Source organism: Corynebacterium poyangense, from assembly GCF_014522205.1.
In the GTDB taxonomy this organism is placed as follows: domain Bacteria; phylum Actinomycetota; class Actinomycetes; order Mycobacteriales; family Mycobacteriaceae; genus Corynebacterium; species Corynebacterium poyangense.
The window spans coordinates 1,507,696-1,531,968 of sequence record NZ_CP046884.1 but is presented as its reverse complement, the minus strand read 5'-3'; the positions used below and the strand labels follow the sequence as shown (position 1 = coordinate 1,531,968).

Genomic DNA, 24,273 nt, shown 5'->3' with positions numbered 1-24,273 from the left:
GGCCTAACACCGGGGCTGGTGTTAGGCCTTCAGGCTATCGTGCAGGTGTTCCACATCTTCTAAATTATGCGGAGCTCCTTGCTTGTTTATGGGTTGTCTTTCGAGGCCACCAGAATTTTTCGCCTAACAACCGGACGATAGCTGGGATAAAGAGAGTGCGAACCAGCAAGGTATCGAGCAAAACCCCGAGGAAAATGACAATTCCTACCTGAGCTAGAGCCACCAGGGGTAACACCCCGAGGGCAGCAAATACTGAAGCTAAGAGTATTCCGGCGCTGGTAATAACTCCGCCAGTTGCTTCTAGAGCACGGAAAATACCGGTTTTGAGTTCGGGTTCCTCCTTAGCGCGGGAGATAAGGAAGATTGAGTAATCAATACCCAGAGCTACCAGGAACACAAAGGAATAGAGCGGAACTGAGGGGGCGAAGGCACTAAATCCGAGGATTTTAGTGCTGATCCACCAGCCGAGCCCGAGGGCAGAAATATTTGTCAACAGCACGGTAGCCGTCATGATGAGCGGTGCTAAGAAAGACCTCAAGGCCACAGCTAGGGCAAGAAACACAATTCCTAACACCGCAGGGAAAATCACGAGGCGATCGTGTTGCTCAAAGTTTTCGGTATCCAGTAGTTGGGCCTCTTGTCCTCCCACGAGAGCATCAGTACCTGCAAGGGTTTCGCGGAGCTGGGAAGTGGAGGCGCCAGAAACTCGGTACGTTTCCCAGCTGCCGGCAGCAGGTGCCGGTTGTACCCCAAATCCAGAGTCACTAAGACGGGACATGACCTGCTGGGGCTGCTGGGTTACCACGGTGGCCGGGTTAGCGTCTTGATCAGGGAAATACTCCTCTAATTTTTGGGCGGCGGTGATGGACTCCGGCGTGTTAATGAATTGATCTTCTTGGCTCAACCCAGTTTTCATAGAGAACCATCCCAGTGCAGTGATCCCCAGTACGAGGAAACTTGCCACGAGCACAGTAACGGGGCGTTGAGCCGGGATTCGGCTAATTCGGCGCCAAAGAGAATGATTGATGGTATCGCCTACCACAGGTTGTTGGGGCCAGAAAATCCAACGTCCGAAGAGCAAGAGTGCTCCGGGGAGAACGAGGAGTGCAAAAACCCAGGCGACAAAAATCCCGACTATGGCTGCAGCTCCGAGGCCACGGTTGATAGGGATTGAGGATAGCATTAGACATCCCATCCCCAGGACCACAGTTAACGCGGAGATGACACACGTTTTGGCCGACGGTGCCCACGCCTGTGCCATTGCTGCTACCCGGCTATCGTGGCGATGCAATTCATCGCGGTAGCGGGAAATCAGAAGGAGAGCGTAATTTGTGCCGGCTCCGAAGACTAGCACCGATAAAATACCTGTGGTTTGCTCGCTCCAGTACATTTCGCTTCCATGAAGCACCCAGGTGAATACACTGGCGGCTACCCGGTCTGCGACTCCGATCACCGTGAGGGGGATGATCCACAGGAGGGGAGAGCGGTAGGTGATGATGAGAAGAATCGCGACGATTGCCGCTGTGACGCTGAGTAGGAGAAAGTTTGCGTTATCAAAAACGCTTGCTAAATCTCCTTGGATCGCTGCAGGTCCAGTGACTTGGACTACCGTGTGCGGGGGAAGATCGGAATTGAGATCGTTGCGGAGGCTTTTAATGCGTTCCCCTAATGCGGTGGGATTATCGGTATCCTCGCCGGACAATGAAATGGGTGCTATCCCACCTTTCATATTGTCCGCCGGTATTAATGGGGCTCCGAATTGCTGAGCTATAGGAGCTAAGCGTCGCAGATCTAAGGCGCTGCCATCGTCGGTATAAAAAAGAGCAATAGCTGTTTTTTCTGAGCCTTCTGGTTGCTGCGCCAGAAGGTCAGCTACCTGAGTGGAATCGGCGCCGTCGGGGAGATTTCCGCTGGGATCTCCGGATTGTTCTGCAGGTCCAATAAAAAGAGCAGATAATCCGAGAAACAAGATGATTAACGCAGAAACAAAAAAATGGCGTCGGGTATGTAGGCCAATCACCTATCGTATTCTAACAACAAAATATAAGAATTTACAGTTTTTTATTGGCTACATTGGTCCAACACTATCGCCGTGCGAGTTAGCCACAACCGCCATGCATCATCCTTAGCGAGTGACATCGCTTTTTTCCATTCTTGGACGGAGTTTTGCTGTAGTGCGACTGCGAAATCCTGGGCGGCATGAGTATCTGCTGGAATTTTCTCGGCCGGGATTTGATATCCCGGGGCAGCTTCGGGGGCTGTTTTCTTCGCTAGCTGGAACGCTTGCTCTAAAGCTGCGCTGCTGTGTCGGTGGCAATCACCGAGACTGCTTAAAGAAGGAAGTGCGTTGGCTGATGAAAAACCTTGAACAGAATCTAACCCCCAAATGGTGGAATATTCTTGTTGCAGCAGTGTGGTTGCTTCATCTTGGTCTTTGGTGGGCAGTGCCGGTGGTTGGGGGAGCTCCTTCGCAGCGTCGTTGCCATCTGTGGTGGAATCAGCAAGGAACTGATGGCCAAAGTTAAAAGCTAAGTCAGTGATGAGGTCCCTAGAACCTTGCGGGGTATCATCAATGCTCGCGACCATGGTGTCGAAGGAGTCTTCCGGGGATTGTTCGATGCCGTGGCTTTCTACCTGATCATTGTCTAACTGACAATCCTGCGGTATTCTTCCATCCTGGTACGTGCCGCAGTCACGGGCAATTTCTGCAAGTAGTCGTTCGGCTTGAGTTCCTCGGAGTTTAGCTAACCGGGGTGAACTATCAGCCCACGTATGTGAGTCTTTGAGAGCTTGACCTGCCAAACTCACCAAGGTGCTATCCGGTCGGGGACCCAGCACCCCACAACTGGTCATGCTGAGTGCCAGAGAGGTTAGGCACACGCCCACAATGCTGCGTCGGGTGAGAAACTTCAGAACTTTGGATTGAGGCACACCGGGTATGTTACGCGCAGACCTTCCCGGTTAGGCTGGATGCCATGGCTTTTCCCACTCAATCTGAGATCATGGCGTTCGTAACACCCATCGCCAGTCCCTATGACATGGATGTGGAGGATGTGCGGGTCCAAAAGGCAGGCAAGAAGTCTCTGGTCAGAATAGCTGTGGCCGCAGATAGTGCTCCTGGCTTAGATGATTTAGAGCAACTCAGTAGAGAAATCTCGCAACAGCTCGACGCCGCTGAGGAAGCTGGTACTTTTCATTTCGGCCCCGGATATACCCTGGAGGTCACCACTCCTGGGGTGGACTTCCCCTTAACCTTGCCGAGGCATTGGCGACGCAACCGTTTCCGAGCGGTTCAGCTCACCGAGGACGGTGAGCGAAGCCAGTGGCGGATTGGGGCGGTAAAAGATGAGTCGGTGGTGTTGGTAAGTCGAGAGAAAAAACCTCATGTTCGGATCTTTGAGTTGGCGCCTAACGTAGCTGCGATGGTAGAAATTGAATTCGCACAACCTCCACAGGCAGAGCGTGACTTGTGCGCGCTGTCTTTTGAAGAAGCCGAAGAAAGGCAAGGAAACTAACAAGTGAATATTGATCTGCAAGCATTGCAGGCCATTGAACAGGAACGCAATATCCCGGTTGAGGACTTGCTTCCAACTATTGCTCGGGCGCTGCTTTCCGCTTACCGGGAATATCGATCTGCAGAAGCTGATGGGGCTGAAACCCGTGCTCGGGTTGATATTGACTCTGAGACCGGCGAGGTTGCGGTAATTGTGAGCGAGCTCGACGACACCGGGGCGGTTCTGAGCGAATACGAAGACACCCCCGATGGTTTCGGTAGAGTTGCAGCCCAGGCAGTCCGCAACGCGATCATCGAACAGATTCAACAAGCAGAAGCCGGGCGAGTTTTTGAAGCCTACACAGACTATGAGGGTAAAATCGTTTCCGGCATTGTGCAGCGAGACGCTAAAGCCAACGAGCGCGGAATCATTGTGGTCCAAATTGGTACAGAGGCAGAACCTCAAGACGCGATCTTGCTCCCGGCAGAACAATTGCCCGGTGAAACCTTAGAACACGGTGATCGCATCAAGGCTTATGTCGTCGGTGTTAATCGGGGAGATCGTCAAGTAACGATCCACCTTTCACGCACTCACCCCGAACTTGTTCGAGGACTTTTTGAACTTGAAGTTCCCGAAGTGGCGGAAGGCTCGGTCGAGATTCTCGGCATCGCGCGCGAAGCTGGGCATCGCTCCAAAGTTGCGGTTCATGCCCACGTTAAAGGTCTGAATGCCAAAGGCGCGTGCATCGGCCCCCGAGGGCAGCGAGTTAGTAGCATCATGAAAGAACTCGGTGGCGAAAAAATAGATATCATCTCCTGGGATGAGGATCCTGCTCGCTACGTGGGTAATGCTTTAGCCCCCTCCAAAGTAGTGAGTGTGGAGGTGATCGACGCAGAAGCCCAAACCGCGCGCGTTATTGTTCCGGACTATCAGCTATCGTTGGCGATTGGGCGTGAAGGTCAGAACGCTCGACTCGCTGCTCGGCTCACCGGATGGAAAATTGATATTCATTCCGACGCTGACATTCAAGCCTAAATTCACGCATTTTCTCATTTTCGCGTAAGATAAACGACCGGCCTGGTGCTCCACATGGATATGGGGGCGCCAGAACTGACGCGGATAAGGAGGTGGCATGGCAGCAGCCCGACGGCATACGCCATGCCGAACTTGCGTCGGAACCCGGCAGAAACTGCCTACTGACCAGCTATTAAGGGTGGTCGTGGATCCAGACTCGCCGGGTCGGCTTATCCCTGACCCACGTCGCCGGCTTCCTGGAAGGGGAGCGTGGTTAAGACCCACTCTTCAAGCATTCGAGCTTGCTGAGAAGCGTCGAGCGTGGAGGCGTGCCTTGAGGCTGCCGGGTGGGGTAGATACCTCCGAAATCAGGGCCTATGTAATACATCAGGCCGCCGAGGAATCAGGAAAAGAGAGTTTCCTTATTCCCGGAGAGTACGTAAGGAAGACCGAACACTGATGAGCGCACGATGAAGCATCAGCGATGAACGTCAACGACCACACCTAGGGTCGAAGGTCAGCGCGCCCTGGCCTTCGACTCCTAGAGAAATCACAGAGGAGAGAAGTGCCAGGAAAGCTTCGTGTTCATGAGCTCGCCAAGCAATTGGGGATTACCAGTAAAGAACTGCTGGCGACCCTGAAAGAGCAGGGTGAGTTCGTTAAGACTGCATCGTCCACCATTGAACCACCCGTGGTGAAGAAGATGCGGGCACACTATGAAAAGAAAAACGGGTCCGCTGAACCTGCTGATTCCGCATCGGCTGCTTCAGGTAGTGCAACCCCAGCGGCTGCACCTAAGCCTAAGGCGGCGAAGTCCTCGCCCAAGCCAGGTCCTAAGCCTGGTCCGAAAGGTGAGGCTAAAGCTGGCGGAGCTGACTCAAGTTCAGGGAAGAAAACCCCGAAGGCTGCTGTTAAAGCTACGCCGAAACCGGGTTCTCCTAAACCAGGCCCCAAGCCCGGGCCGAAGCCGGTAGCTCCCAAGCCGGCGGCGAAGGGTGGAAAGTCAGCTACCCATGAAGCGGCAGCTGAAAAACCAGAGCAGCACAAAGGCTCGGAAAAAGCTGAGAAGAAGGCGCCAAAGCCTCAGCCGAAACCGGGCCCGAAGCCTGGGCCAAAGCCGGGCGGTCGTGCTCCGCGGGTAGCAAATAATCCGTTCTCTACCGGGGGTGGAGAACGCCCAGCACCGCGCCCAGGTGGCCGTGGTGGGCAACGTTCTGGGGCAGGTGCCGGAGGGCGGAAGCAAAACAATCGTTCTGGTAGTGGCCGTGGTGGTCAGCGTCAGCAAGGTGGACACTCTCATGAAGGTGTCAAGCAAGGAGGAGGCCGTCGTCCTTCGCCAGCGATGATGCCAGCGCATCCTAGCCCACGCGAGATGCCATCGAAGGATCCAGCTGGTGGTGGTCGCGGCGGCCGCAATAATCGCGGCGGAGGACCTCGTTTCGGCGAGCGCATGGGCGGCGGCGGTGGCCGCGGCGGACGTCGTGGTGGAACCGCAGGTGCTTTTGGTAGGCCCGGTGGCGCTCCGCGTAAAGGACGTAAGTCCAAGCGTCAGAAGCGCAGCGAATACGAGTCAATGAAAGCTCCCAACGTCATCGGTGGAGTTCGTCTTCCCGACGGTGGTGGCGAGACGCTGAGGCTGCGTCGCGGTGCTTCCTTGTCAGATTTCGCCGAGAAAATCGGTTGCGAAGCGTCGTCACTGGTCCAGGCATTATTCAACCTGGGCGAAATGGTGACAGCGACCGCTTCGGTTTCTGATGAAACTCTCCAGCTTCTGGGCGAGGAAATTAACTACCAGGTGGAAGTGGTTTCTCCCGAAGACGAAGATCGGGAACTTCTTGAGCGCTTTGACCTGCAATTTGGTGAAGATGAAGGCACTGAGGAAGATCTAGCCAAGCGACCTCCGGTCGTAACCGTCATGGGGCACGTAGATCACGGTAAGACTCGACTATTGGATACGATCCGTAAATCCAATGTGGGTGGTCGTGAAGCCGGTGGTATTACCCAGGGAATTGGTGCTTATCAGGTTCAGGTCAATGTTGAGGATCACGAACGCACCATTACTTTCCTGGATACCCCTGGTCACGAAGCCTTTACCGCAATGCGGGCCCGTGGTGCCGAGTCCACCGATATTGCTGTGTTAGTCGTGGCCGCTGATGATGGGGTGATGCCTCAGACTGTTGAGGCTATTAATCACGCTAAGGCCGCTGACGTCCCGATTGTGGTCGCGGTCAACAAGATTGATAAGCCAGAAGCGCAGCCGGATAAGATTCGCGGGCAACTTACTGAATACGGTTTGGTGCCCGAAGAATATGGTGGTGACACCATGTTCGTCGATATTTCGGCTAAGCAGGGGCAAAATATTGATGGCTTGTTGGAAGCTGTTACGCTCACCGCCGACGCTTCCCTTGATCTGGTAGCTAACCCAGATATGGATGCCCAGGGTATCGCGATTGAGTCTCATCTGGATCGTGGTCGTGGACCCGTAGCGACAGTCATTGTTCAACGCGGTACGCTTCGCGTTGGAGATTCCGTGGTCGTCGGAGACACCTACGGACGTGTCCGCCGCATGGTGGATGAGTACGGCGAGGATGTTCAAGAAGCCGGACCGTCTCGACCAGTTCAGATGCAAGGCTTAAATGGTGTCCCGGGCCCGGGCGACAATCTGCTTGTGGTGGAAGATGATCGGGTGGCTCGACAGATCGCTGATCAGCGTGATGCTCGACGTCGCAATGCCTTGGCAGCGAAAACTCGGAAGCGGGTATCGCTGGAAGATTTGGACAAAGTGCTCAAGGAAACCAGCACTCTCAACCTCATTCTCAAAGGCGACAACGCTGGTTCCGTGGAGGCTTTGGAAGAAGCCCTCCTTAAGATCGACGTCGATGATGAAGTACAGCTCAACATCATTGACCGTGGCGTTGGTGCAGTAACCCAAACCAATGTGAAGCTTGCTGCAGCCTCCGATGCCGTGATCATTGGCTTCAATGTCCGTGCCGAGGGTAAAGCGACTGAGGAAGCAAACGCCGAAGGCGTGGACGTCCGCTACTACTCCGTGATTTACCGAGTCATTGAGGAAGTGGAGCAAGCTCTCAAGGGTATGCTCAAGCCCATCTACGAAGATCGCGACATGGGTGTTGCCGAGATTCGCCAGATCTTCAAAGCCTCAGCTGTTGGTCTCATCGCCGGCTGCATGGTGGAAGAAGGAAAGGTTCGACGCAACGCCAAGCTGCGGTTGGTTCGCGACGGTGCGGTGATTGCTCCTGAAGCCACCATCACTTCGTTGCGCCGTGAAAAAGATGATGTCACCGAAGTTTCTGCTGGATATGAGTGCGGTATGGTGTTGTCCTACCCCGACATTCAGATCGGCGACAAGATTGAAGTCTATGAACAGGTTGAGGTGCCTCGCACCTAAACCGCACTCTCCCCATGCGGGAGGATAGCTTCATCACAATCCCTCGCCCCTGAGAGCCTGAACCGCTCTCAGGGGCTTTGGTATGGGGTAGAATCTTGACGCTGTATTACTGGTTATCAACTAAGGAGAAGGGGAGTCCTATGTCCGATCACCAACGAGCTGCTCGTATGGCTAAACGTATTCAGACCATTGTGGCCACCGCTATTGAACGCCAGATCAAGGATCCGCGTTTAGAACTCGTGACCATCACCGACACTAAGGTCACTGGAGACCTCCATGATGCTACCGTGTACTACACTGTTCGCGGTCGCACTTTAGCTGAAGAACCAGATTTTGATGCGGCAGCTGAGGTCTTTACTAAGGTCCGTGGGCAACTCCGTAAAATCGTCGGGAATGAACTTAATGTTCGTTTTACTCCAACCTTGAGTTTTGAAGTTGACACTGTGCCGGAAACATCCGCTCGGATGGAAGAACTTTTGGCGCGCGCTAAGGCCCGTGATGCGGAGTTAGCAAAGTTAAAGGAAACCGCTGTTCCTGCTGGGGATGCTAATCCTTATCGAGATTCAGAGCAGGAAGAAGACTAGGGTGGAGCATCAGGGTTTCAACAGAGAACACCACCATCATTTTGATAAGGCCCGCTATGTGATTGATTCTGCGGCACGCGTTGCCGTAGTGGGCCATCTTCGGCCTGATGCTGATGCCATCGGCTCTATTACGGCAGTGGTCCACGCCCTTCGTTACCTCGGTAAAAGAGCACGGGGTTTTATCGGACAAGCTCAAGAAATCCCCCGGAATCTGCTAACCATTCCCGGAGCCACAGACATAGAGCTAACAGCAGAATTACCTCCGGTGGACTTAATTATTGTTGTTGATTGTGGATCCTTGGATCGAACCGGCGCGTTAGCAGATGCCATAGCCCAGTCCTCTCGTACGTTGGTGATTGATCACCATGCTTCCAACCCTGGATTTGGGACACTCAATATCATTCAACCTGAGGCTGAGTCCACCACGGTGATTTTGGCGGACTTATTCAAAACCCTAGGCGTGCCCTTAGATCGCACCTTGGCCCACTGTCTTTATGCTGGTGTGCTTACCGACACTGGTAGTTTCCGCTGGGGTACTCCTCAGATGCACCTCCTAGCTGCTCAACTAATGAAAACCGGGCTTGATACGCGTCGGATTGCGGAAGAGCTTCTTGATGGAAACTCAGTGAAAGATCTACGAATGATGGGTTCGGTGCTCAGCGGAGTGACCTTAGAACAGATCGGGGAACTAGGCGTCGCCTATTTGATAGCGGATCGCGACACCGTCTACGGACATTCTTCTGCCGCCGTAGAATCCCTCGCTGATTTTGTGCGAGTAGTTGATGACGCTGATATCGGAGTGGTTTTTAAAGAAACATCCCCCGGGCGTTGGGCAGTGTCCTTGCGTTCTTCCCACATTGATGTCTCTCGGATCGCTACTCAGCTCGGTGGCGGTGGACATGTTCCCGCTGCTGGTTACACTACCTCGGGGAAAACAGACACCATTGTTGCTGAGCTGAAAAACGTCCTTGATGATATTTCTTTGGAGAAATAAGCGCTGATTATGGCTCATTCATCCCGCCGGGAGCAGGCAGATGCTGCGGTAAATATTTCCGCGCGAGAGATTTTGGCCTTGGCTCTGCCTGCCTTGGGTGTACTTATTGCCCCTCCGCTGTATTTGCTATTTGATACCGCAATTGTTGGACGATTAGGCAGATTTGACCTGGCGGCGCTTACCGCAGGTACGACGATTCAGTCACTGATCACCACTCAGCTCACCTTCCTCAGCTATGGGACCACGGCACGATCCGCGCGCTTTTTTGGACGTGGACATACCTCCGCCGCAGTTCGTGAGGGAGTCCAATCAACCTGGGTAGCCCTCGCTGTCGGAAGTGTGCTCGCAACCATTGTTATGGTTTTTGCGCCAGCTATAACCACCTGGTTAGCTGGCTCAGAAGACATCGGGCGCGAGGCAGCGCGTTGGTTGCGTATCGCGGCTTTAGGAGTGCCGCTAATCCTGGTCATCATGGCGGGAAACGGTTGGATGCGCGGGGTACAAGACGCGGTATCACCGTTGTTTTTCACCCTTGCCGGAGTCATCCCAGGCGCTGTTGCTGTTCCCTTTTTTGTGGCCCACTGGGGGCTTGTCGGCTCAGCTTTCGCTAATGTTCTTGGTGCCAGCATCACCGCGACATGTTTTCTGATCAAACTTCTCCGCAGTCACTCGGGTTCGTGGCTTCCTGACTGGTCCACCATGCGTTCTCAATTGGTTTTAGGTCGGGACTTAATTCTGCGCTCTTTATCTTTTCAAGCAACTTTTCTAGCGGCCGCAGCGGTGGCTGCCAGAGCTGGTGAGGCGTCCTTAGCAGCACACCAAATTTTGCTCCAACTCTGGTCCTTCATCTCTTTGGTGTTAGATTCGCTAGGCATAGCAGCGCAATCTCTCACCGGTGCTGCGCTCGGCAAAGGAACGTATGATCTCGCTAGAAAAACCGGAATCCAGGTCACCCGGTGGTCGATGTTATTCGCCGCTTTGATTTGTGTCATCATGGCGGTTTTTTCGCGACACATTCCAGCTCTCTTCACCCCAGATAACGAGGTTCGTGCCGCACTAGCCGGCCCATGGTGGCTCCTGGTGATCATGGTGCTTCTCGGCGGTATAGTTTTTGCCCTCGACGGGATCTTATTGGGGGCGGCGGACGCTAACTATCTCCGAACAATCAGCATTGCTTCGGTACTCTGCGGATTCTTCCCAGCAGTGATCCTCGCTCAGATATTCCACACCGGTCTCCTCGGAATCTGGTTCGGGTTAGTGCTTTTTATCCTTATCCGGCTAGGTGCGGTAGCATGGCGGTTCCACTCAATGCGCTGGGTTAGTAACGTGGTAAAGGAGTAGGTGCGATGCCTCACCAGGAGAAGAAGACGCTGTGGGCGGTCTCTGATCTCCACGCTGCGGTGAGGTTGAATCGAGATCGCATTAATCAGCTCCAACCAGAATCTCCTGCAGATTGGCTCATTATCGCCGGCGACATCGCCGAGAGAACTGAACTTGTGCTAGCAGTCTTAGCCCAGCTTAAGCAGCGTTTCCACACCATCATCTGGACACCGGGAAACCACGAATTGTTTTCTCGGTCTACTGATCGACACCGAGGACGGGATAAGTATCAGGAGTTAGTCGAGGGTTCGAGAAATCTCGGCGTATTGACTCCCGAGGATCCGTACCCCGTTTTCAACGGGGTGACAATCTGCCCCCTGTTTACCCTGTATGACTACAGTTTTCGGCAAGAAGGTCTTAGCGTCGACGCCGCCCTACGCCAAGCTGAGCAAGCAAAAGTAGTGTTGACGGATTATTTTTCGATAGCGCCGTTCGTCGACGTCAGAGCCTGGTGTTGGGATCGATTGGCCTATAGCGTCAAGCGTCTAGGACGTGTCAACGGTCCCACCATCCTGGTCAACCATTGGCCTTTGATCAAAGAACCCACGGAGCGGGTATTCCATCCAGAAATACCGTTGTGGTGTGGAACTCGTCATACCCGGGGGTGGGCTCAAAGATATAATGCTCAAGCTGTTATCTACGGGCATCTTCATATACCGCGGATTGATATCTACGACGAGGTACCTCATATTGAGGTGTCTCTGGGGTATCCACGCGAATGGCAAACTCGAAAGAGCAATATGCCCTGGCCATATCCAGTTCTCACGGAAGGAATGAATTCATGATGGATGATTCCTTGTTTCCCAAGAGTGTTTGCTGGTGTTATGTGCGTACTGATCCAGAGATCCTGGATTTGAGTAACTTCTACAACCTGCATCCTTTAGAACAATCCCTGGTGTCGCAGGCTACTGATCAACGCAAGGCAGAATTTGGTGATGCGCGGTGGTGTGCTCATCGGGCTCTTGAGGATTTGGGTAAGGAACATGGTGACCCTATTTTACGAGGTCACCGTGGTATGCCTCTGTGGCCAGATACCGTATGCGGTTCAATTACCCATACAGGAGGGTTCCGGGCTGCTGCCGTCGCCCCGCAACTTTTCGTGCGATCTTTAGGAATTGATGTTGAGCCAGCTGAACCCCTGCCGGATGGGGTGCTATCTGGTATTGCTCGCGCTGGGGAATACCGACAGCTGGACAGCCTGAGAAAACAGGGGATTGCGTGCGCGGACAGATTATTATTCTGTGCGAAAGAAGCCACCTATAAAACGTGGTTTCCGTTGACTCATCGTTGGCTAGGCTTTGAGCAAGCCGAAATTGACCTTAGAGAAGACGGCACATTTATTTCTTATCTCCTGGTGCGACCTACTCCTGTTCCCTTTATTAACGGACGTTGGAGCATTAGTGAGGGTTATATTTTGGCCACTGCCTTCATTCATTGATCAGATAGGTGATAGATCCATCAGTGGGCGTTGAGCAGTGGCCGTTGAAGCATCGTCTGATACACAGTTTTATAAGGTTGCCGGGCGAGCCACGAAAACAGTTCTCAGTGATTCTGCTGTCTCTTGGACAAGAGCAACGGCGTGACCTTGTGGGTCAATGGCACTGTGGATCCCGGATAGTCCACGGGGACTCAAACGCTGACCCAAGGAGAGCTTTCGAGCTTGTTCAGTATCAACAGCGAGGGGTGGGTAGCATCGCGGTAGTGCTTCATCTAAGGACACCAGGGGAGGGTGTTCTGCGGATTCTAACTCCTCCAGAGTTGAGGCATCAGCAAGGCTAAAAACCCCCACTGCTGTGCGGCGTAGCGCAATAAGATGCCCCCCTACGCCGAGGGCGTCTCCAATATCGCGGGCTAAGGCCCTGATGTAGGTCCCGGAGGAACAATGTACCTGTAGATCACAGTCGATCACCCCGTGTTCTCGGTTGAAGTTGTCTGCGTGGAGATCAAAAATTGTGATTGGTCGGCTGGGTAGTTCCACGTCTTCGCCGTCGCGGACTCGTTGATACGCTCGTTTGCCGTTGATCTTTATCGCACTCACCGCGGAGGGGCGTTGCTGAATATCGCCACGAAATTTGGTGAGTGTCTCAAGAATATCGTGGTCTGTCAGCGCTGAGAGTGCTTCAGATGACGCCGTGGTGATGATCTCACCTTCTGCGTCCTCGGTGCTGGTACTTACGCCTAATCGCACTCGGGCATGATAACTTTTTTCCGCTGCCCCTAGATGCGCTAAAAACTTTGTTCCCCGGTTCACCCCAGCGACTAAAACCCCGGTGGCCATGGGGTCCAGTGTGCCGGCATGACCTATTTTTCGAGTGCGGTAAATACGTCTTAACCTACTAACAACATGATGAGAGGTCATTCCGGCTGGTTTATCTACAACTACTAATCCAGAGTTCGCCACGGGCATGAGGGCAGTCTATGCGATGTCTAAAGGCTTCGTGTGGATGACGTAGCATGGAGCGGTGGATATCTGGCGTGGATTACAAGAGGTACCTCCGCAACCTCAGGGTTCAGTCGTAACAATTGGTGTCTTTGACGGAATGCACCGGGGACACTGTGGCCTCATATCGCGGGCGGTACGAGAGGCAAGAACCGAAGGTCTGCCGTGCATCATGGTGACATTTGACCCTCACCCGGTAAGCGTATTTTTACCCGGTCACGCTCCTACCTCATTAATGAGTGTGGACTCGCGCTTACGGCGTGCAGCTGAACTAGGGATTGATGGGGTGCTGGTCATTGATTTTCGCTGTGAATTAGCCGGTTTAAGCCCCCAAGAATATGTGTCCACCCTGCTGCTAAAAACCTTATCTGCTCGCTCTGTCTATGTGGGAGATAATTTCACGTTCGGACGCGACGCCAGCGGCACCACGACCGTCCTCGAAGCACTGTGTTCGGAGGTCGGGATTAAGGCTCATATCGTCGAACTTCTACGGGATGAGGGCACATGCATTAGTTCTACCGTGGTGCGTGATGCCTTAGCCCAGGGCGACGTGGTGGCAGCACAACGCGCACTAGGCAGACGGTTTAGCGTATCTGGACAGATTGTTCATGGCAATGGTCGGGGAGGACGTGAACTGGGCTTTCCTACCGCAAACATGTATTTCCCGGATTGTGTTGCTATTCCAGCAGATGGAGTATATGCCGGGTGGTTCACGGTGGTTAATGAGGGCGACATCGATGGGGATATGGAACCGAAGGTTGCTTATCCAGCGGCAATTTCGGTAGGTACTAATCCCACTTTTGGGGATGATCGACGAAGTGTCGAGTCCTTCGTCATGGGGCATGAAGCAGATTTATATGGGCGACGTGCAACCGTGGAGTTTGTTGCGCATCTCCGAGACATGCTCAAGTTCAATGGTATTGAGGACCTGTTAACAGCGATACGCCAAGATGTTTCGGATGCCTACCGAGCCTTGGGTATAGACTCGGACGAGGAAAATTAGTCCCGACATTGGGAGGTACCGAGAATTATGAAGGTTATTCTTGATCTTGATACAGGCATTGATGACACCCTAGCCTTGGTTTATGCCCTGGCTTCTGAGGAACTAGAAGTTATTGGCGTAACGGGCACCTACGGCAATGTTCTGATGGAAACCGGCACCCGAAATGACTTAGCTATCTTGGAGCTTTTCGGACATAAGGATGTTCCAGTTTTTGCCGGTGAGCCACATGCCATCACCAAGGATTCCTTCGAAGTTCTTGATATCTCTGCATTTATCCACGGTCGTAACGGCATTGGTGAAGCACTTATTCCTGAGCCTGAGGGAACCGTCCGCGATCAAGGGGCCGTGGATTTCTTGATTGACGCTGTGCGTCAATACGGTGAAGACCTCGTCATTGTTGCCACAGGGCCGATGACTAACTTGGCGGCCGCCATTCAACGCGACGCCACCTTTGCGGATAACGCCACAATCGTCATTATGGGCGGCGCCTTGACGGTGCCGGGCAATGTCAGCCCGTGGGCGGAGGCGAATATCAACCAGGACCCTGAGGCGGCTGATCTGGTATTCCGCTCTGGGGCGAAGGTGACGATGATTGGCCTAGATGTGACCTTGCAGACCCTGCTGACCACCGCCGAAACAGCTCAATGGCAGCAGCTCGGCACGGTGGGTGGAGATTTTCTTGCTGAGGCCACCGACTACTACATCAAAGCCTATGAAACCACTGCGCCGCACCTGGGTGGATGTGGGTTGCATGACCCACTCGCGGTAGCCGTGGCTGTCGACCCGAGCCTAGTGACCTGCCTTGATATCAACATGAAAGTTGATTGCGAGGGAGAAACCCGAGGCCGGACCATTGGGGATGAAGAAAAACTCAATGACCCGAAGAAGAGCGTGAAGGTAGCGGTGGGAGTTGATGTGGAGCGCTTCCTTAAAGAGTTTATGTCTCGGATAACGAAGGCTGCTGCACAGACCGCTCCGCGCGGATAGGAATTTGGTTTAAAAGACAGCGGTAGGGTAAACTACCTCCCGGCTTAGAGACTGTGGTCCACAGCAGTCCGAGCGTAGTTAACCAAGGCCATCGCCTTGGACATCCATGTGATGTGGACTGAAAGAGAATACAAGGAGCAAGCAATGGCGCTTTCTACCGAGCAGAAGAAAGAAATTCTATCTCAGTACGGTCTTCATGACTCCGATACTGGTTCTCCCGAGGCTCAGGTTGCTTTGCTGAGTGCCCGGATTTCTAACCTCACCGAGCACCTCAAATTCCACAAGCATGATCACCACTCCCGTCGTGGTTTGATGCTTTTGGTTGGACGTCGCCGTGGATTGCTCAACTACTTGGCAGAAAACAACGTTGACCGCTACCGTGACTTGATCTCCCGGTTGGGTCTTCGCCGTTAAGTCCCCAGAGCTTTTAGGCTTTCTCCTCCTCATTTTCATGAGGAGGATTTTTTATCACCATGCTTCGCCTGAGGAGAGGGCTTACCTCGACACACACGAAGAGCAACGAGGTGGGCGTCGAACCTTATTTGAATGACCTGCTACAGTAGTGCGTGGAAAATTGTCAATCCTATGCGGCGGCATCGATGATCGCCGAAGAATGAATATTAAGAGGAGAAACCACGCGCATGAGCGACGTGAGCTATTTTGAGGATGAAGAATTCGGGTTTATCGAGGCGGTAGCCACTATCGATAACGGGGATTTCGGCACCCGAACCATCCGTTTTGAGACCGGACAGCTAGCGCGGCAGGCCGACGGCTCAGTGACCACCTACCTCGACGAAGAGACGATGCTGCTGGCCACCGCTACGGCATCAAACTCTCCGCGCGAAGGTTTTGATTTCTTCCCCCTCACCGTTGACGTGGAAGAAAGAATGTACGCCGCAGGACGAATTCCCGGTTCCTTTTTCCGTCGCGAAGGGCGCCCCTCTACTGAGGCGATTCTTGCGTGCCGACAGATTGACCGACCCCTACGCCCCACGTTCACCAAAGGTCTACGCAATGAAGTTCAGATTGTGGTGACGGTCCTATCTCAACATCCGGATGATTTCTACGATGTGGTAGCCATCAACGGTGCCTCCGCCGCAACCCAGCTTTCCGGGCTACCAGTCTCTGGGGCTGTAGGTGGAGTTCGCATGGCGTTGGTCTACGACAATGACCACAAAGACGGCCAGTGGATAGCTTTCCCCAATGTAGAACAGCACCGCAATGCCGTTTTTGAGATGGTGGTGGCCGGACGTCGCATCACCCGACGACAAGGTCGGAAGAAAATCGACGATGTTGCCATCATGATGGTTGAAGCTGGTGCCACCGCGACGGTGTCGGAAAAAATTGCAGAAGGCTATCCGGCTCCTACCGAAAAGGTGGTTGCTCAAGGTCTGGAAGCGGCGAAGCCGTTTATTGAGGTGTTGTGCCGAGCACAAGAAGGTTTGAAAGATCGGGCGGGTAAAGAAACCCAGGAATTCCAGCTATTCCCGGACTACAGCGAAGAAACCTTCAAGAAGGTGGAGCAGAAGGCAGCTAAGAAGATGCGTCAGCTGATGCAGATTCCGGCGAAGCAGGAACGTGATGAAGCCACCAATGCCTATATGGAAAAAATTGAGGCTGAACTGGTGGGCAAGGATGGAGAAACGCCTGATAAGGAAATTCGTGCTGCGTATAACGCAGTGATGAAGCAAACCGTACGGGAGATGATTTTGCGGGATCATTTCCGCATTGACGGGCGTGGGGTAAAAGATATTCGAGACCTCAGTGTTGAGGTGGACCTTATTCCTCGGGCTCATGGTTCTTCACTCTTTGAGCGTGGAGAAACCCAGATTTTGGGAGTTACCACCCTAGATATGCTCAAAATGGAACAGCATATTGATTCCTTGACCCCGATTGACAATAAGCGTTATATCCATCACTACAACTTCCCGCCGTACTCTACTGGTGAAACCGGCCGAGTTGGTTCTCCTAAGCGTCGAGAAATTGGTCACGGAGCGTTGGCGGAACGTGCCTTGTTGCCGGTCATTCCTTCGCGTGAGGAATTCCCCTATACCATCCGCCAGGTTTCTGAGGCTTTGGGATCTAATGGTTCCACCTCAATGGGATCTGTTTGCGCTTCCACCCTCTCCCTGTATAACGCCGGTGTTCCCCTGAAAGCCCCGGTAGCCGGGATTGCGATGGGCTTAGTGTCCGGGAAGATTGATGGGAAACAAGAATACGTCGCTTTAACAGACATCCTCGGTGCCGAGGACGCCTTCGGTGACATGGACTTCAAAGTTGCAGGTACCGCAGACTATGTTACGGCCTTGCAGCTTGATACCAAACTGGATGGTATCCCTTCTAAGGTTCTCGCCCAGGCTTTGGAGCAAGCCCGTGAAGCACGGTTAGAGATTCTGGATACGATGTCAGAAATCATTGAATCTCCGGATGAGATGAGTTCCTTGGCGCCGAAGATCACCACCGTTAAGGTTCCGGTCTCGAAGATCGGTGAACTCATTGGGCCGAAAGGCAAGAACATCAATGCACTGACTGAAGAAACCGGTGCGGATATCACCATTGAAGAAGACGGCACCGTGTACGTTTCCGCCGCAAATGGAACAGCAGCAGACGCAGCCATTGAGCGGATTAACTCTATTGCTAATCCGCAGCTACCTAAGGTCGGGGAGCGGTTTCTCGGAACTGTCGTCAAGACGGTCCCCTTCGGTGCTTTTGTGTCGTTAACTCCTGGTCGAGACGGGTTAGTGCACATTTCCCGCCTTGGTGGGAAACGCCGCATTGAGAAAGTAGAAGACGTGGTCAATGTGGGCGATAAGATGCAGGTGGAAATCAGCGATATTGATAATCGCGGCAAGATTTCCTTAGAGCCTGTGGACGAAAACTAGTATCGACGAAAAATCCCGCCCCGGTGTTTAAACCAGAGGGCGGGATTTTTTAGATCCAAGAGTGGAGGAACTAGGACTAAGAACTAGTCTTAGTCAGCTTTCCACCCAATGTCTTGAACCTTGATGATGCCGAACATCTTCGGCCCATAGTTCACTAGTCCAGGTTTGACAGCGACAATCTGGGGGCCGTTGAACAGCGGCATAATGCCATGGAACTTAAAGGCATCCTGCTCAAGTTCATTGGCTTTCTTGATCTGCTCATCAGGATCAGAGATCTTGGTTAGCTCTTCGATCTTCTTATCAAATTCCGGCGAACCAGTGCCAGACTTGTTGAGTTCGCTCTTGGAATTGTAGGTCTGATCGAAATAGGCAACACCGTAGGGGTCAGTGCTGCTAAAGCCCATGGGGAAGAGATCGAAATCGCGCTCTTTACTGACCTTGGAGAAATCAGAGCTGGGGCGCTCATTGATTTGCATGTCGATTCCGACTTCGCGCAGCATTTGCTGTTGTGCAGCAGCAATACCCTTGAACAGCGGGCTATCGCCGAGAAGGGTGTAGCGCAGGACCAGGGGCTGTCCATCCTTGGTACGGATACCATCAGCGCCTTCTTTCCAGCCAGCTTCGTCCAGTAAGGACTTAGCCTTATCAACGTCGTAGGAAACAACCTTGCCGAAATTATCCTCATAGCCGTCTTGGACGGAGTAGAGGGTAAAGGACCCGGGCAATTCCTCAGAGTAATTTAAGCCGTTGAAGCGGATTTCCGCCAGCTTAGAGCGATCAATGGCGCTCATCACAGCTTCGCGCACCTTGTCGTCTTTCAATGGGCCGGCTTGAGAATTGAGGGTAAGCAAGGAGCTGAAGGGAACCTTACCGATCCGAATTTCAGCCTTATCACCCATGCCACGCACCGTTTCTAAACGGTCCTTAGTACCTGCGGTTACCGCGTCAATTTCTCCAGCACGGAATGCATTAATGGAGGCGCTATCTTCCATACCGCGATAGACAATCCGGTCCAACTTGGCCGGCTCACCCCACCATTTATCATTCCGAACAAAGGTGACGGTGCTGGTGTTGAAATCAGCGCTTTCCAGCTTGTAGGGGCCAGCTCCCCACTCGGGGTGGGTCTTCTTGAGGTAGCCATTATTAAAGAGGTCAGCAGAATTCACCTGGGGTGGCAGCAACTTATCAAATAGCCCCATCCACCAGGGATATGCTTGCTTAAAGGTGACGACCGCTTGCTTGTCATTAGCACCCGCTTTCACGGATTCAATGAGCTTATAACCATCGGTGCTATTGGGCACCACGTCTTTCATCTCACCATTGTTAAAGCGCCAGGTGTTTTCGAAGGCTTTCCAATCAATAGGAGTTCCATCATTGTACTTGGCTTCATCCCGAATGGTGTAAGTCACCACGGTCTTACCGTTTTCGGTTTTGTCTTCTACCTTGGTGAGGTAATCATCATTGGGAGTGTACTTGCCATCTGGGCTGAACAGGGCAAGTTGGGGGTTATACAGGCTCCAGATAGTAGTGCTGTAGGCGGTGCCATCGGCATTGAATGGAAGCTGCTGCTCAGACAGCTCCACAATGGGAAGATTAAGCTCGCCACCATCTTTTACTTGATCACGGGAGGTTTGGGCGTAATCTGCCACCTGATCGTGGCTGATAGCTTCGCCGGAATCGCCACCTTGGTTTCCACCACCGCCGCAGGCACTAAGGCTAAGACCTGCGACGGCCATCAGTGCCACCACTGATGCCTTTAAGGACTTTCTCATCGGACTCTCCAATCTGTCATGCCCCGACGGATATTGGGGCAGAGGGCTGTGGGGATCGGTGTGCCCCGGACCCGGAAGTTATTGGAAGCTTCCAATAACCACCGCACCCTGGGCGGGCGCTGGGTAGGCGTCGCCCCTATTTTTTAGCGAAGAGGCGTCCTAAACCTGAGGCTGAATGCTCCGTCATGGGTGCTCCACTGCCGCCGTCGGCATCACGGGGAACAGGAATACGCTTACGGTCGCGTTCAATATCTGGGTCAGGAATGGGGATCGCCGAGAGTAGCGCTTTGGTGTAGGGATGCTGTGGATGATCGAAAATCTCGTCCACATCACCGCTTTCGACAAATTCACCCCGGTACATCACTGCTACGCGGTCTGAAAGGTGCCTAATCACCGAAAGGTCATGTGCCACAAAGAGATAAGACAACCCAAGCTGGCGCTTTAAATCATCAAGCAAGTTAATCATGCCTGCTTGAATAGAAACGTCCAGCGCAGATACCGGCTCATCTAGGACAATAAGCTGCGGGTTAGTGGCTAAAGCTCGGGCTAAACCTATGCGCTGACGTTGACCTCCGGAGAAGTGACCAGGGAAACGATCAATCTGTGTGGTGTCTAAGCCCACCAACGTCATCAACTCTTCTACCCGATCATCGATATTGCCTTTGTAGCCCAGCGATGCTAAAGGCTCAGCGATAATATCGCGGATCGTTAACCGGGGGTCCAGGGAACTCATCGGGTCCTGGAACACCATCTGAATAGACTTCCTGGTGTCACGACGCTGGCCTGCGCTGAGCTTCGAGACATCCTTTCCGCCTAGCACCACCACGCCATCTTGCGGATCTAAATCCATAATCTCCAACAAGGTCGTGGTTTTTCCGCAACCAGATTCACCCACAATCGCGAAACACTCGCCTTCACGGACGTCGAAAGTTAAACCGCGCACCGCATGAACGGTACCGACCCGGCGTTTCAGGACTGCACCTTTAATGAGCGGGAAATCCTTCTTGAGATCTTTGACCTCAAGGACAACGTTCCGCTCCTCTCGAGGCACACCGGCTAACTTATCTTCAGCAAGTTCCGGAGTAGGGAAGAGTTTTTGTCCGTCAATGCGAGAATCATGGATTTCCTCAGAACGGTGGCAGGCAGCTGAGTGCTGGGCCAGCTGAGGTAGCGGGGTGAGCTCCGGATCAATGTCTCGGCACTGATCTATCGCTACAGGGCAGCGAGGTGCGAAAGGACATCCCGGGGGAAGATCAACCACCACCGGAGGGTGACCGCTAATCGGGGTCAACGCTCCGCTGCTAGCAACGTCAATGCGCGGGGTTGAACCTAATAGTCCAACCGTATACGGCATCTTGGGATTATGGAAAAGCTCAGTGACTTCTGCGCGCTCAACTGGACGACCGGCATACATCACCATCACATCATCCGCAGTACCGGCGACAACTCCCATGTCATGAGTGATCATGATGGTAGCGGCGCCGGTTTCTTTTTGCGCTACTTTGATGACGTCGAGAATCTGCGCCTGAATAGTAACGTCAAGGGCAGTTGTAGGCTCATCGGCAATAAGGACCCTGGGGTTATTAGCAATAGCGATAGCAATAACCACGCGCTGACGCATACCGCCGGAAAACTCATGAGGGAAAGATTTTAGGCGACGTTGAGGCTCGGGGATTCCCACCAGGTCGAGTAATTCTGCGGCTTGGGTTAGGGCCTTGGAACGAGAAACCTTTTGGTGGGTTTGGATGGCTTCAACAATTTGATCTCCGATATTGAAAACGGGCGTCAAAGCGGAGAGCGGATCCTGGAAGATCATTCCAATCTGGTTGCCCCGGATCTTTGACATTTGGGTATCAGATAAATCTAAAAGCTCTTGGTCCTTAAGCTTGATGGAGCCTTGAACACTGGCATAGTCCGGGAGCAACCCCATGATTGCCATGGAGGTCACTGATTTTCCGGATCCAGACTCACCGACAATTCCGAGAGTGCGCCCCGGATACAAGTCAAAGTCAACCCCGCGAACAGCGTTAACCGTTCCCGCTTCCGAGGGGAAAGAGACCGCGAGATCACGGACGGAAAGAATGGGTTGCTCGGTCATGCTTTGCCTCCCGCATTGGAGTTCGGATCAAGGGCGTCACGCAGTCCATCGGCAATAAACGCCATGGACACAGTGAGGAGAGTAAGGACTCCGGCCGGGAACCAGAACATCCACGGAGCAGATTCCAGCTGGTTAGCTCCTTGGGAAAGTAAGGTACCCAGGGAGACGTCGGGCAATTTCACACCCAATCCGAGGAAGGACAGGCCGGTTTCGGACATCACCGTGGAGACCACGCTCAAGGCCAATTGGATGACCAGCAGCGATCCGATATTAGGAACAATGTGGCGAAGAATTGTCCGGGGGCGGGAAACACCCATATATTTGGCCGCGCGAACATAGTCGTTTTCCCGTACGGACAGTGCTAAGGACCAAATCACACGAGCCGGATAAAACCAGCCAAAGGCGATAAGGACCACGGTGAGTAACTTCCAATCTCCGCCAGAATCGGAGACTAACAATGCGATGATCAAGAAGGTTGGTACGGCTAAGAGGAAGTGAATAATGGTCAGGATGATCTTTTCTACCGCACCGCCGTATAACGCTGCACCTGCACCAATCACAGCAGAAAGGAAAGTAACACTGATAGAAACTGTGACTGCGATGATTAGTGAACGGCCCAAGCCGTGAGTGACTTGTGCAAAGAGATCATTTCCCGCCTCTGAGGTGCCGAACCAATGCTCAGGGCCAGGAGCTTCGCTCAAGGCGAGGAAGTCGGCTTCATAGTAGCTCCACTTACTTAAATAGGGGCCGATGATTGCCAGAAGGATAAGCAGCACAAAGATAATGACGCCGACCACTGCGAAGCGATTACGCATAAAGCGACGCCGATACAGCATCATTCGGCTCATATGGCGGAGGCCTGGTTTGCGTTCCCGATAGGGATCCGGAGAAGAGGTAATTCCCGCTTCTGCCGGGTAGGCAACTGCCGTCTGGGATGTGGGCTGCGATGCTGAGGTCAAATCAGCAGTAGGGATAGCGCCGCTACCAATGGCGTCGTCCGCCGCGGTCCGGCCTAAATCAGCGCGATGCTGGAGAGCACGGTTTTTTCCGGTTTCGCTCATATCAGTTCACCCTCACGCGTGGATCGACGATAACGACGGTGATATCAGCCAAAATGGCTGAGATGGCAGTGGTAAAAGCACCGAATGCGGCAACCGCGACGGTGCCGTGAATATCATTCCGGGTTAAGGCTTGAAGGAAATAGTCACCCATGCCTCGCCACGCGAAGATTCTTTCCGTCATAATGGCACCGGTAAAAATTCCCGGAATCGAAAAGGCCACAGACGTCGCCACGGGAATGATGGAGGTGCGCAAGGCGTGTTTACGGATAGCCTGGCGTCGAGTTAAACCTTTAGCCCTAGCAGTGCGAACATAATCCGCGCTGAGGTTATCAAGCAATAGTGTCCGCTGCATCATGTGGTAGCCGGCGTAGCTGACAATCAACAAAGAGATAGTCGGCAAGGCAAGGTGCTGGAGAAGATCAATGATCTTAGGGAAGAAACCAGTGATGTCTGGGTTTGAGGCGCCGGTGACATAAAAGACCCGCGTTCCGGTTACTCGGTTGATCCATAAGGCGGCAGCTACCACGCCTAGCGAAGCGACAACCACGTGGAGGTTCATCGTGATGATCGAGGTGAATTGCCAGGCACGATCTCCGAGCCGATATTGATTGGATGCCGTGTAGATACCAATGGCCACGCCGACCACGACGGATAGGATGGTGGCGAGGAGGAGGAGTTGGGCGGAAACCCAGATGCGGTGGGAGATTTGCTCATTGACCGAGTCTCCCAGGGGCGAGGCTCCCCAATCCCAATGGAACAAAATATTGCTGAGCCACGTCCACCAACGCTGTAATAGGGGCGTGGTATCAGAAAGATTAAGAGGTTCTAAAATTTTGGTTACTTGATCATCAGGAATAGGGGGGGCGACGGCCGAGGTAGTTGGATCGAGGATCGAGAAAAAACGAAGCTAGAAAGTAGGCGATATTTGTGGCGAGAAAAATCACCACCAGCCAGCTAGCTATCTTCTTCAAGAGATACTTGAACATAACGGTCTCTATGGTCCAGTAAGTAGGGCGAGGGTCTTCACGGGACGGTCGTGTGACCGCAACCACTGTGATGTTTTTGAATCGTAGTCTTTAAGTAACCTCAATGTCGAATATTCGATTGACATATTTTCACGCGGTCTTTATCACAGGTTCCTTAACTTGATCCTGG

The 24,273-nt window shown here is 53.1% G+C and carries 19 protein-coding genes and 1 pseudogene; 13 read left to right on the top strand and 7 right to left on the bottom strand.

Annotated elements, in window-relative coordinates:
* Positions 1 to 64: 64 nt before the first annotated feature.
* Both GP475_RS07205 and GP475_RS07200 read right to left on the bottom strand, forming a co-directional pair.
* The gene (locus GP475_RS07205; RefSeq protein WP_262485152.1) at positions 65 to 2,020 is read right to left on the bottom strand and encodes an MMPL family transporter; all 1,956 of its coding nucleotides are present in this window, start codon (positions 2,018 to 2,020) and stop codon (positions 65 to 67) included.
* Positions 2,021 to 2,061: 41 nt separating this feature from the next.
* Positions 2,062 to 2,931, bottom strand: a complete 870-nt coding sequence (locus tag GP475_RS07200; protein ID WP_187973759.1) for a DUF4439 domain-containing protein — start codon at positions 2,929 to 2,931, stop codon at positions 2,062 to 2,064.
* A gap of 44 nt (positions 2,932 to 2,975) precedes the next feature.
* On the opposite strand from GP475_RS07200, the gene rimP reads away from it, so the two are divergent.
* From rimP to GP475_RS07155, 9 genes are all read left to right on the top strand, one after another.
* Positions 2,976 to 3,515, top strand: coding sequence for a ribosome maturation factor RimP (gene rimP, locus GP475_RS07195; RefSeq protein ID WP_187973758.1), 540 nt, complete (start codon positions 2,976 to 2,978; stop codon positions 3,513 to 3,515).
* A gap of 3 nt (positions 3,516 to 3,518) precedes the next feature.
* The gene (nusA, locus tag GP475_RS07190; RefSeq protein WP_187973757.1) at positions 3,519 to 4,529 is read left to right on the top strand and encodes a transcription termination factor NusA; all 1,011 of its coding nucleotides are present in this window, start codon (positions 3,519 to 3,521) and stop codon (positions 4,527 to 4,529) included.
* Positions 4,530 to 4,626: 97 nt separating this feature from the next.
* Positions 4,627 to 4,968 (top strand): YlxR family protein, encoded by a 342-nt coding sequence (locus tag GP475_RS07185; RefSeq protein WP_187973756.1) that lies wholly within the window; start codon positions 4,627 to 4,629, stop codon positions 4,966 to 4,968.
* A gap of 105 nt (positions 4,969 to 5,073) precedes the next feature.
* Positions 5,074 to 7,917 (top strand): translation initiation factor IF-2, encoded by a 2,844-nt coding sequence (infB, locus tag GP475_RS07180; RefSeq protein WP_187973755.1) that lies wholly within the window; start codon positions 5,074 to 5,076, stop codon positions 7,915 to 7,917.
* Between the two features lie 140 nt (positions 7,918 to 8,057).
* On the top strand, positions 8,058 to 8,501 hold the full coding sequence (rbfA, locus tag GP475_RS07175) for a 30S ribosome-binding factor RbfA (RefSeq protein WP_187973754.1): 444 nt from the start codon (positions 8,058 to 8,060) through the stop codon (positions 8,499 to 8,501).
* 1 nt (position 8,502) lies between these two features.
* Complete coding sequence (locus GP475_RS07170) at positions 8,503 to 9,495, top strand: DHH family phosphoesterase (RefSeq protein ID WP_224400475.1); 993 nt, start codon at positions 8,503 to 8,505, stop codon at positions 9,493 to 9,495.
* A gap of 9 nt (positions 9,496 to 9,504) precedes the next feature.
* Positions 9,505 to 10,836: an MATE family efflux transporter gene (locus tag GP475_RS07165; RefSeq protein WP_187973752.1), complete on the top strand. Its 1,332-nt coding sequence runs from the start codon at positions 9,505 to 9,507 to the stop codon at positions 10,834 to 10,836.
* A gap of 5 nt (positions 10,837 to 10,841) precedes the next feature.
* The gene (locus GP475_RS07160; protein ID WP_187973751.1) at positions 10,842 to 11,660 is read left to right on the top strand and encodes a metallophosphoesterase family protein; all 819 of its coding nucleotides are present in this window, start codon (positions 10,842 to 10,844) and stop codon (positions 11,658 to 11,660) included.
* Positions 11,657 to 12,313 carry a 4'-phosphopantetheinyl transferase family protein gene (locus GP475_RS07155; protein ID WP_187973750.1) on the top strand — a complete coding sequence of 219 codons (657 nt, stop codon included), beginning with the start codon at positions 11,657 to 11,659 and terminating at the stop codon, positions 12,311 to 12,313. The genes GP475_RS07160 and GP475_RS07155 overlap by 4 nt, the downstream gene beginning before the upstream one ends.
* A gap of 69 nt (positions 12,314 to 12,382) precedes the next feature.
* Here the strand turns inward: GP475_RS07155 and truB are convergent, their stop codons facing one another.
* Positions 12,383 to 13,282 (bottom strand): tRNA pseudouridine(55) synthase TruB, encoded by a 900-nt coding sequence (truB, locus tag GP475_RS07150; protein WP_187973749.1) that lies wholly within the window; start codon positions 13,280 to 13,282, stop codon positions 12,383 to 12,385.
* A gap of 55 nt (positions 13,283 to 13,337) precedes the next feature.
* Between truB and GP475_RS07145 the strand changes: the two genes are divergently transcribed.
* The 4 genes from GP475_RS07145 to GP475_RS07130 all read left to right on the top strand — a co-directional run bounded on the left by GP475_RS07145 (position 13,338) and on the right by GP475_RS07130 (position 18,187).
* A complete protein-coding gene (locus GP475_RS07145; RefSeq protein WP_187973748.1) occupies positions 13,338 to 14,318 on the top strand; it encodes a bifunctional riboflavin kinase/FAD synthetase in 981 nt (326 codons plus the stop codon).
* A 24-nt stretch (positions 14,319 to 14,342) separates the two neighbouring features.
* Positions 14,343 to 15,305, top strand: coding sequence for a nucleoside hydrolase (locus tag GP475_RS07140; protein ID WP_187975844.1), 963 nt, complete (start codon positions 14,343 to 14,345; stop codon positions 15,303 to 15,305).
* A 144-nt stretch (positions 15,306 to 15,449) separates the two neighbouring features.
* The gene (rpsO, locus tag GP475_RS07135; RefSeq protein ID WP_187973747.1) at positions 15,450 to 15,719 is read left to right on the top strand and encodes a 30S ribosomal protein S15; all 270 of its coding nucleotides are present in this window, start codon (positions 15,450 to 15,452) and stop codon (positions 15,717 to 15,719) included.
* 227 nt (positions 15,720 to 15,946) lie between these two features.
* Positions 15,947 to 18,187, top strand: a complete 2,241-nt coding sequence (locus tag GP475_RS07130) for a polyribonucleotide nucleotidyltransferase (RefSeq protein WP_187973746.1) — start codon at positions 15,947 to 15,949, stop codon at positions 18,185 to 18,187.
* Between the two features lie 89 nt (positions 18,188 to 18,276).
* Here the strand turns inward: GP475_RS07130 and GP475_RS07125 are convergent, their stop codons facing one another.
* The 4 genes and pseudogenes from GP475_RS07125 to GP475_RS07110 all read right to left on the bottom strand — a co-directional run bounded on the left by GP475_RS07125 (position 18,277) and on the right by GP475_RS07110 (position 24,104).
* The gene (locus GP475_RS07125) at positions 18,277 to 19,959 is read right to left on the bottom strand and encodes an ABC transporter family substrate-binding protein (protein ID WP_187973745.1); all 1,683 of its coding nucleotides are present in this window, start codon (positions 19,957 to 19,959) and stop codon (positions 18,277 to 18,279) included.
* Between the two features lie 136 nt (positions 19,960 to 20,095).
* Complete coding sequence (locus GP475_RS07120) at positions 20,096 to 22,057, bottom strand: ABC transporter ATP-binding protein (protein WP_187973744.1); 1,962 nt, start codon at positions 22,055 to 22,057, stop codon at positions 20,096 to 20,098.
* A complete protein-coding gene (locus GP475_RS07115; RefSeq protein ID WP_187973743.1) occupies positions 22,054 to 23,118 on the bottom strand; it encodes an ABC transporter permease in 1,065 nt (354 codons plus the stop codon). Before GP475_RS07115 ends, GP475_RS07120 begins: the two co-directional genes overlap by 4 nt.
* A 1-nt stretch (position 23,119) precedes the next feature.
* Positions 23,120 to 24,104: pseudogene (locus GP475_RS07110) on the bottom strand (ABC transporter permease).
* Positions 24,105 to 24,273 lie beyond the last annotated feature (169 nt).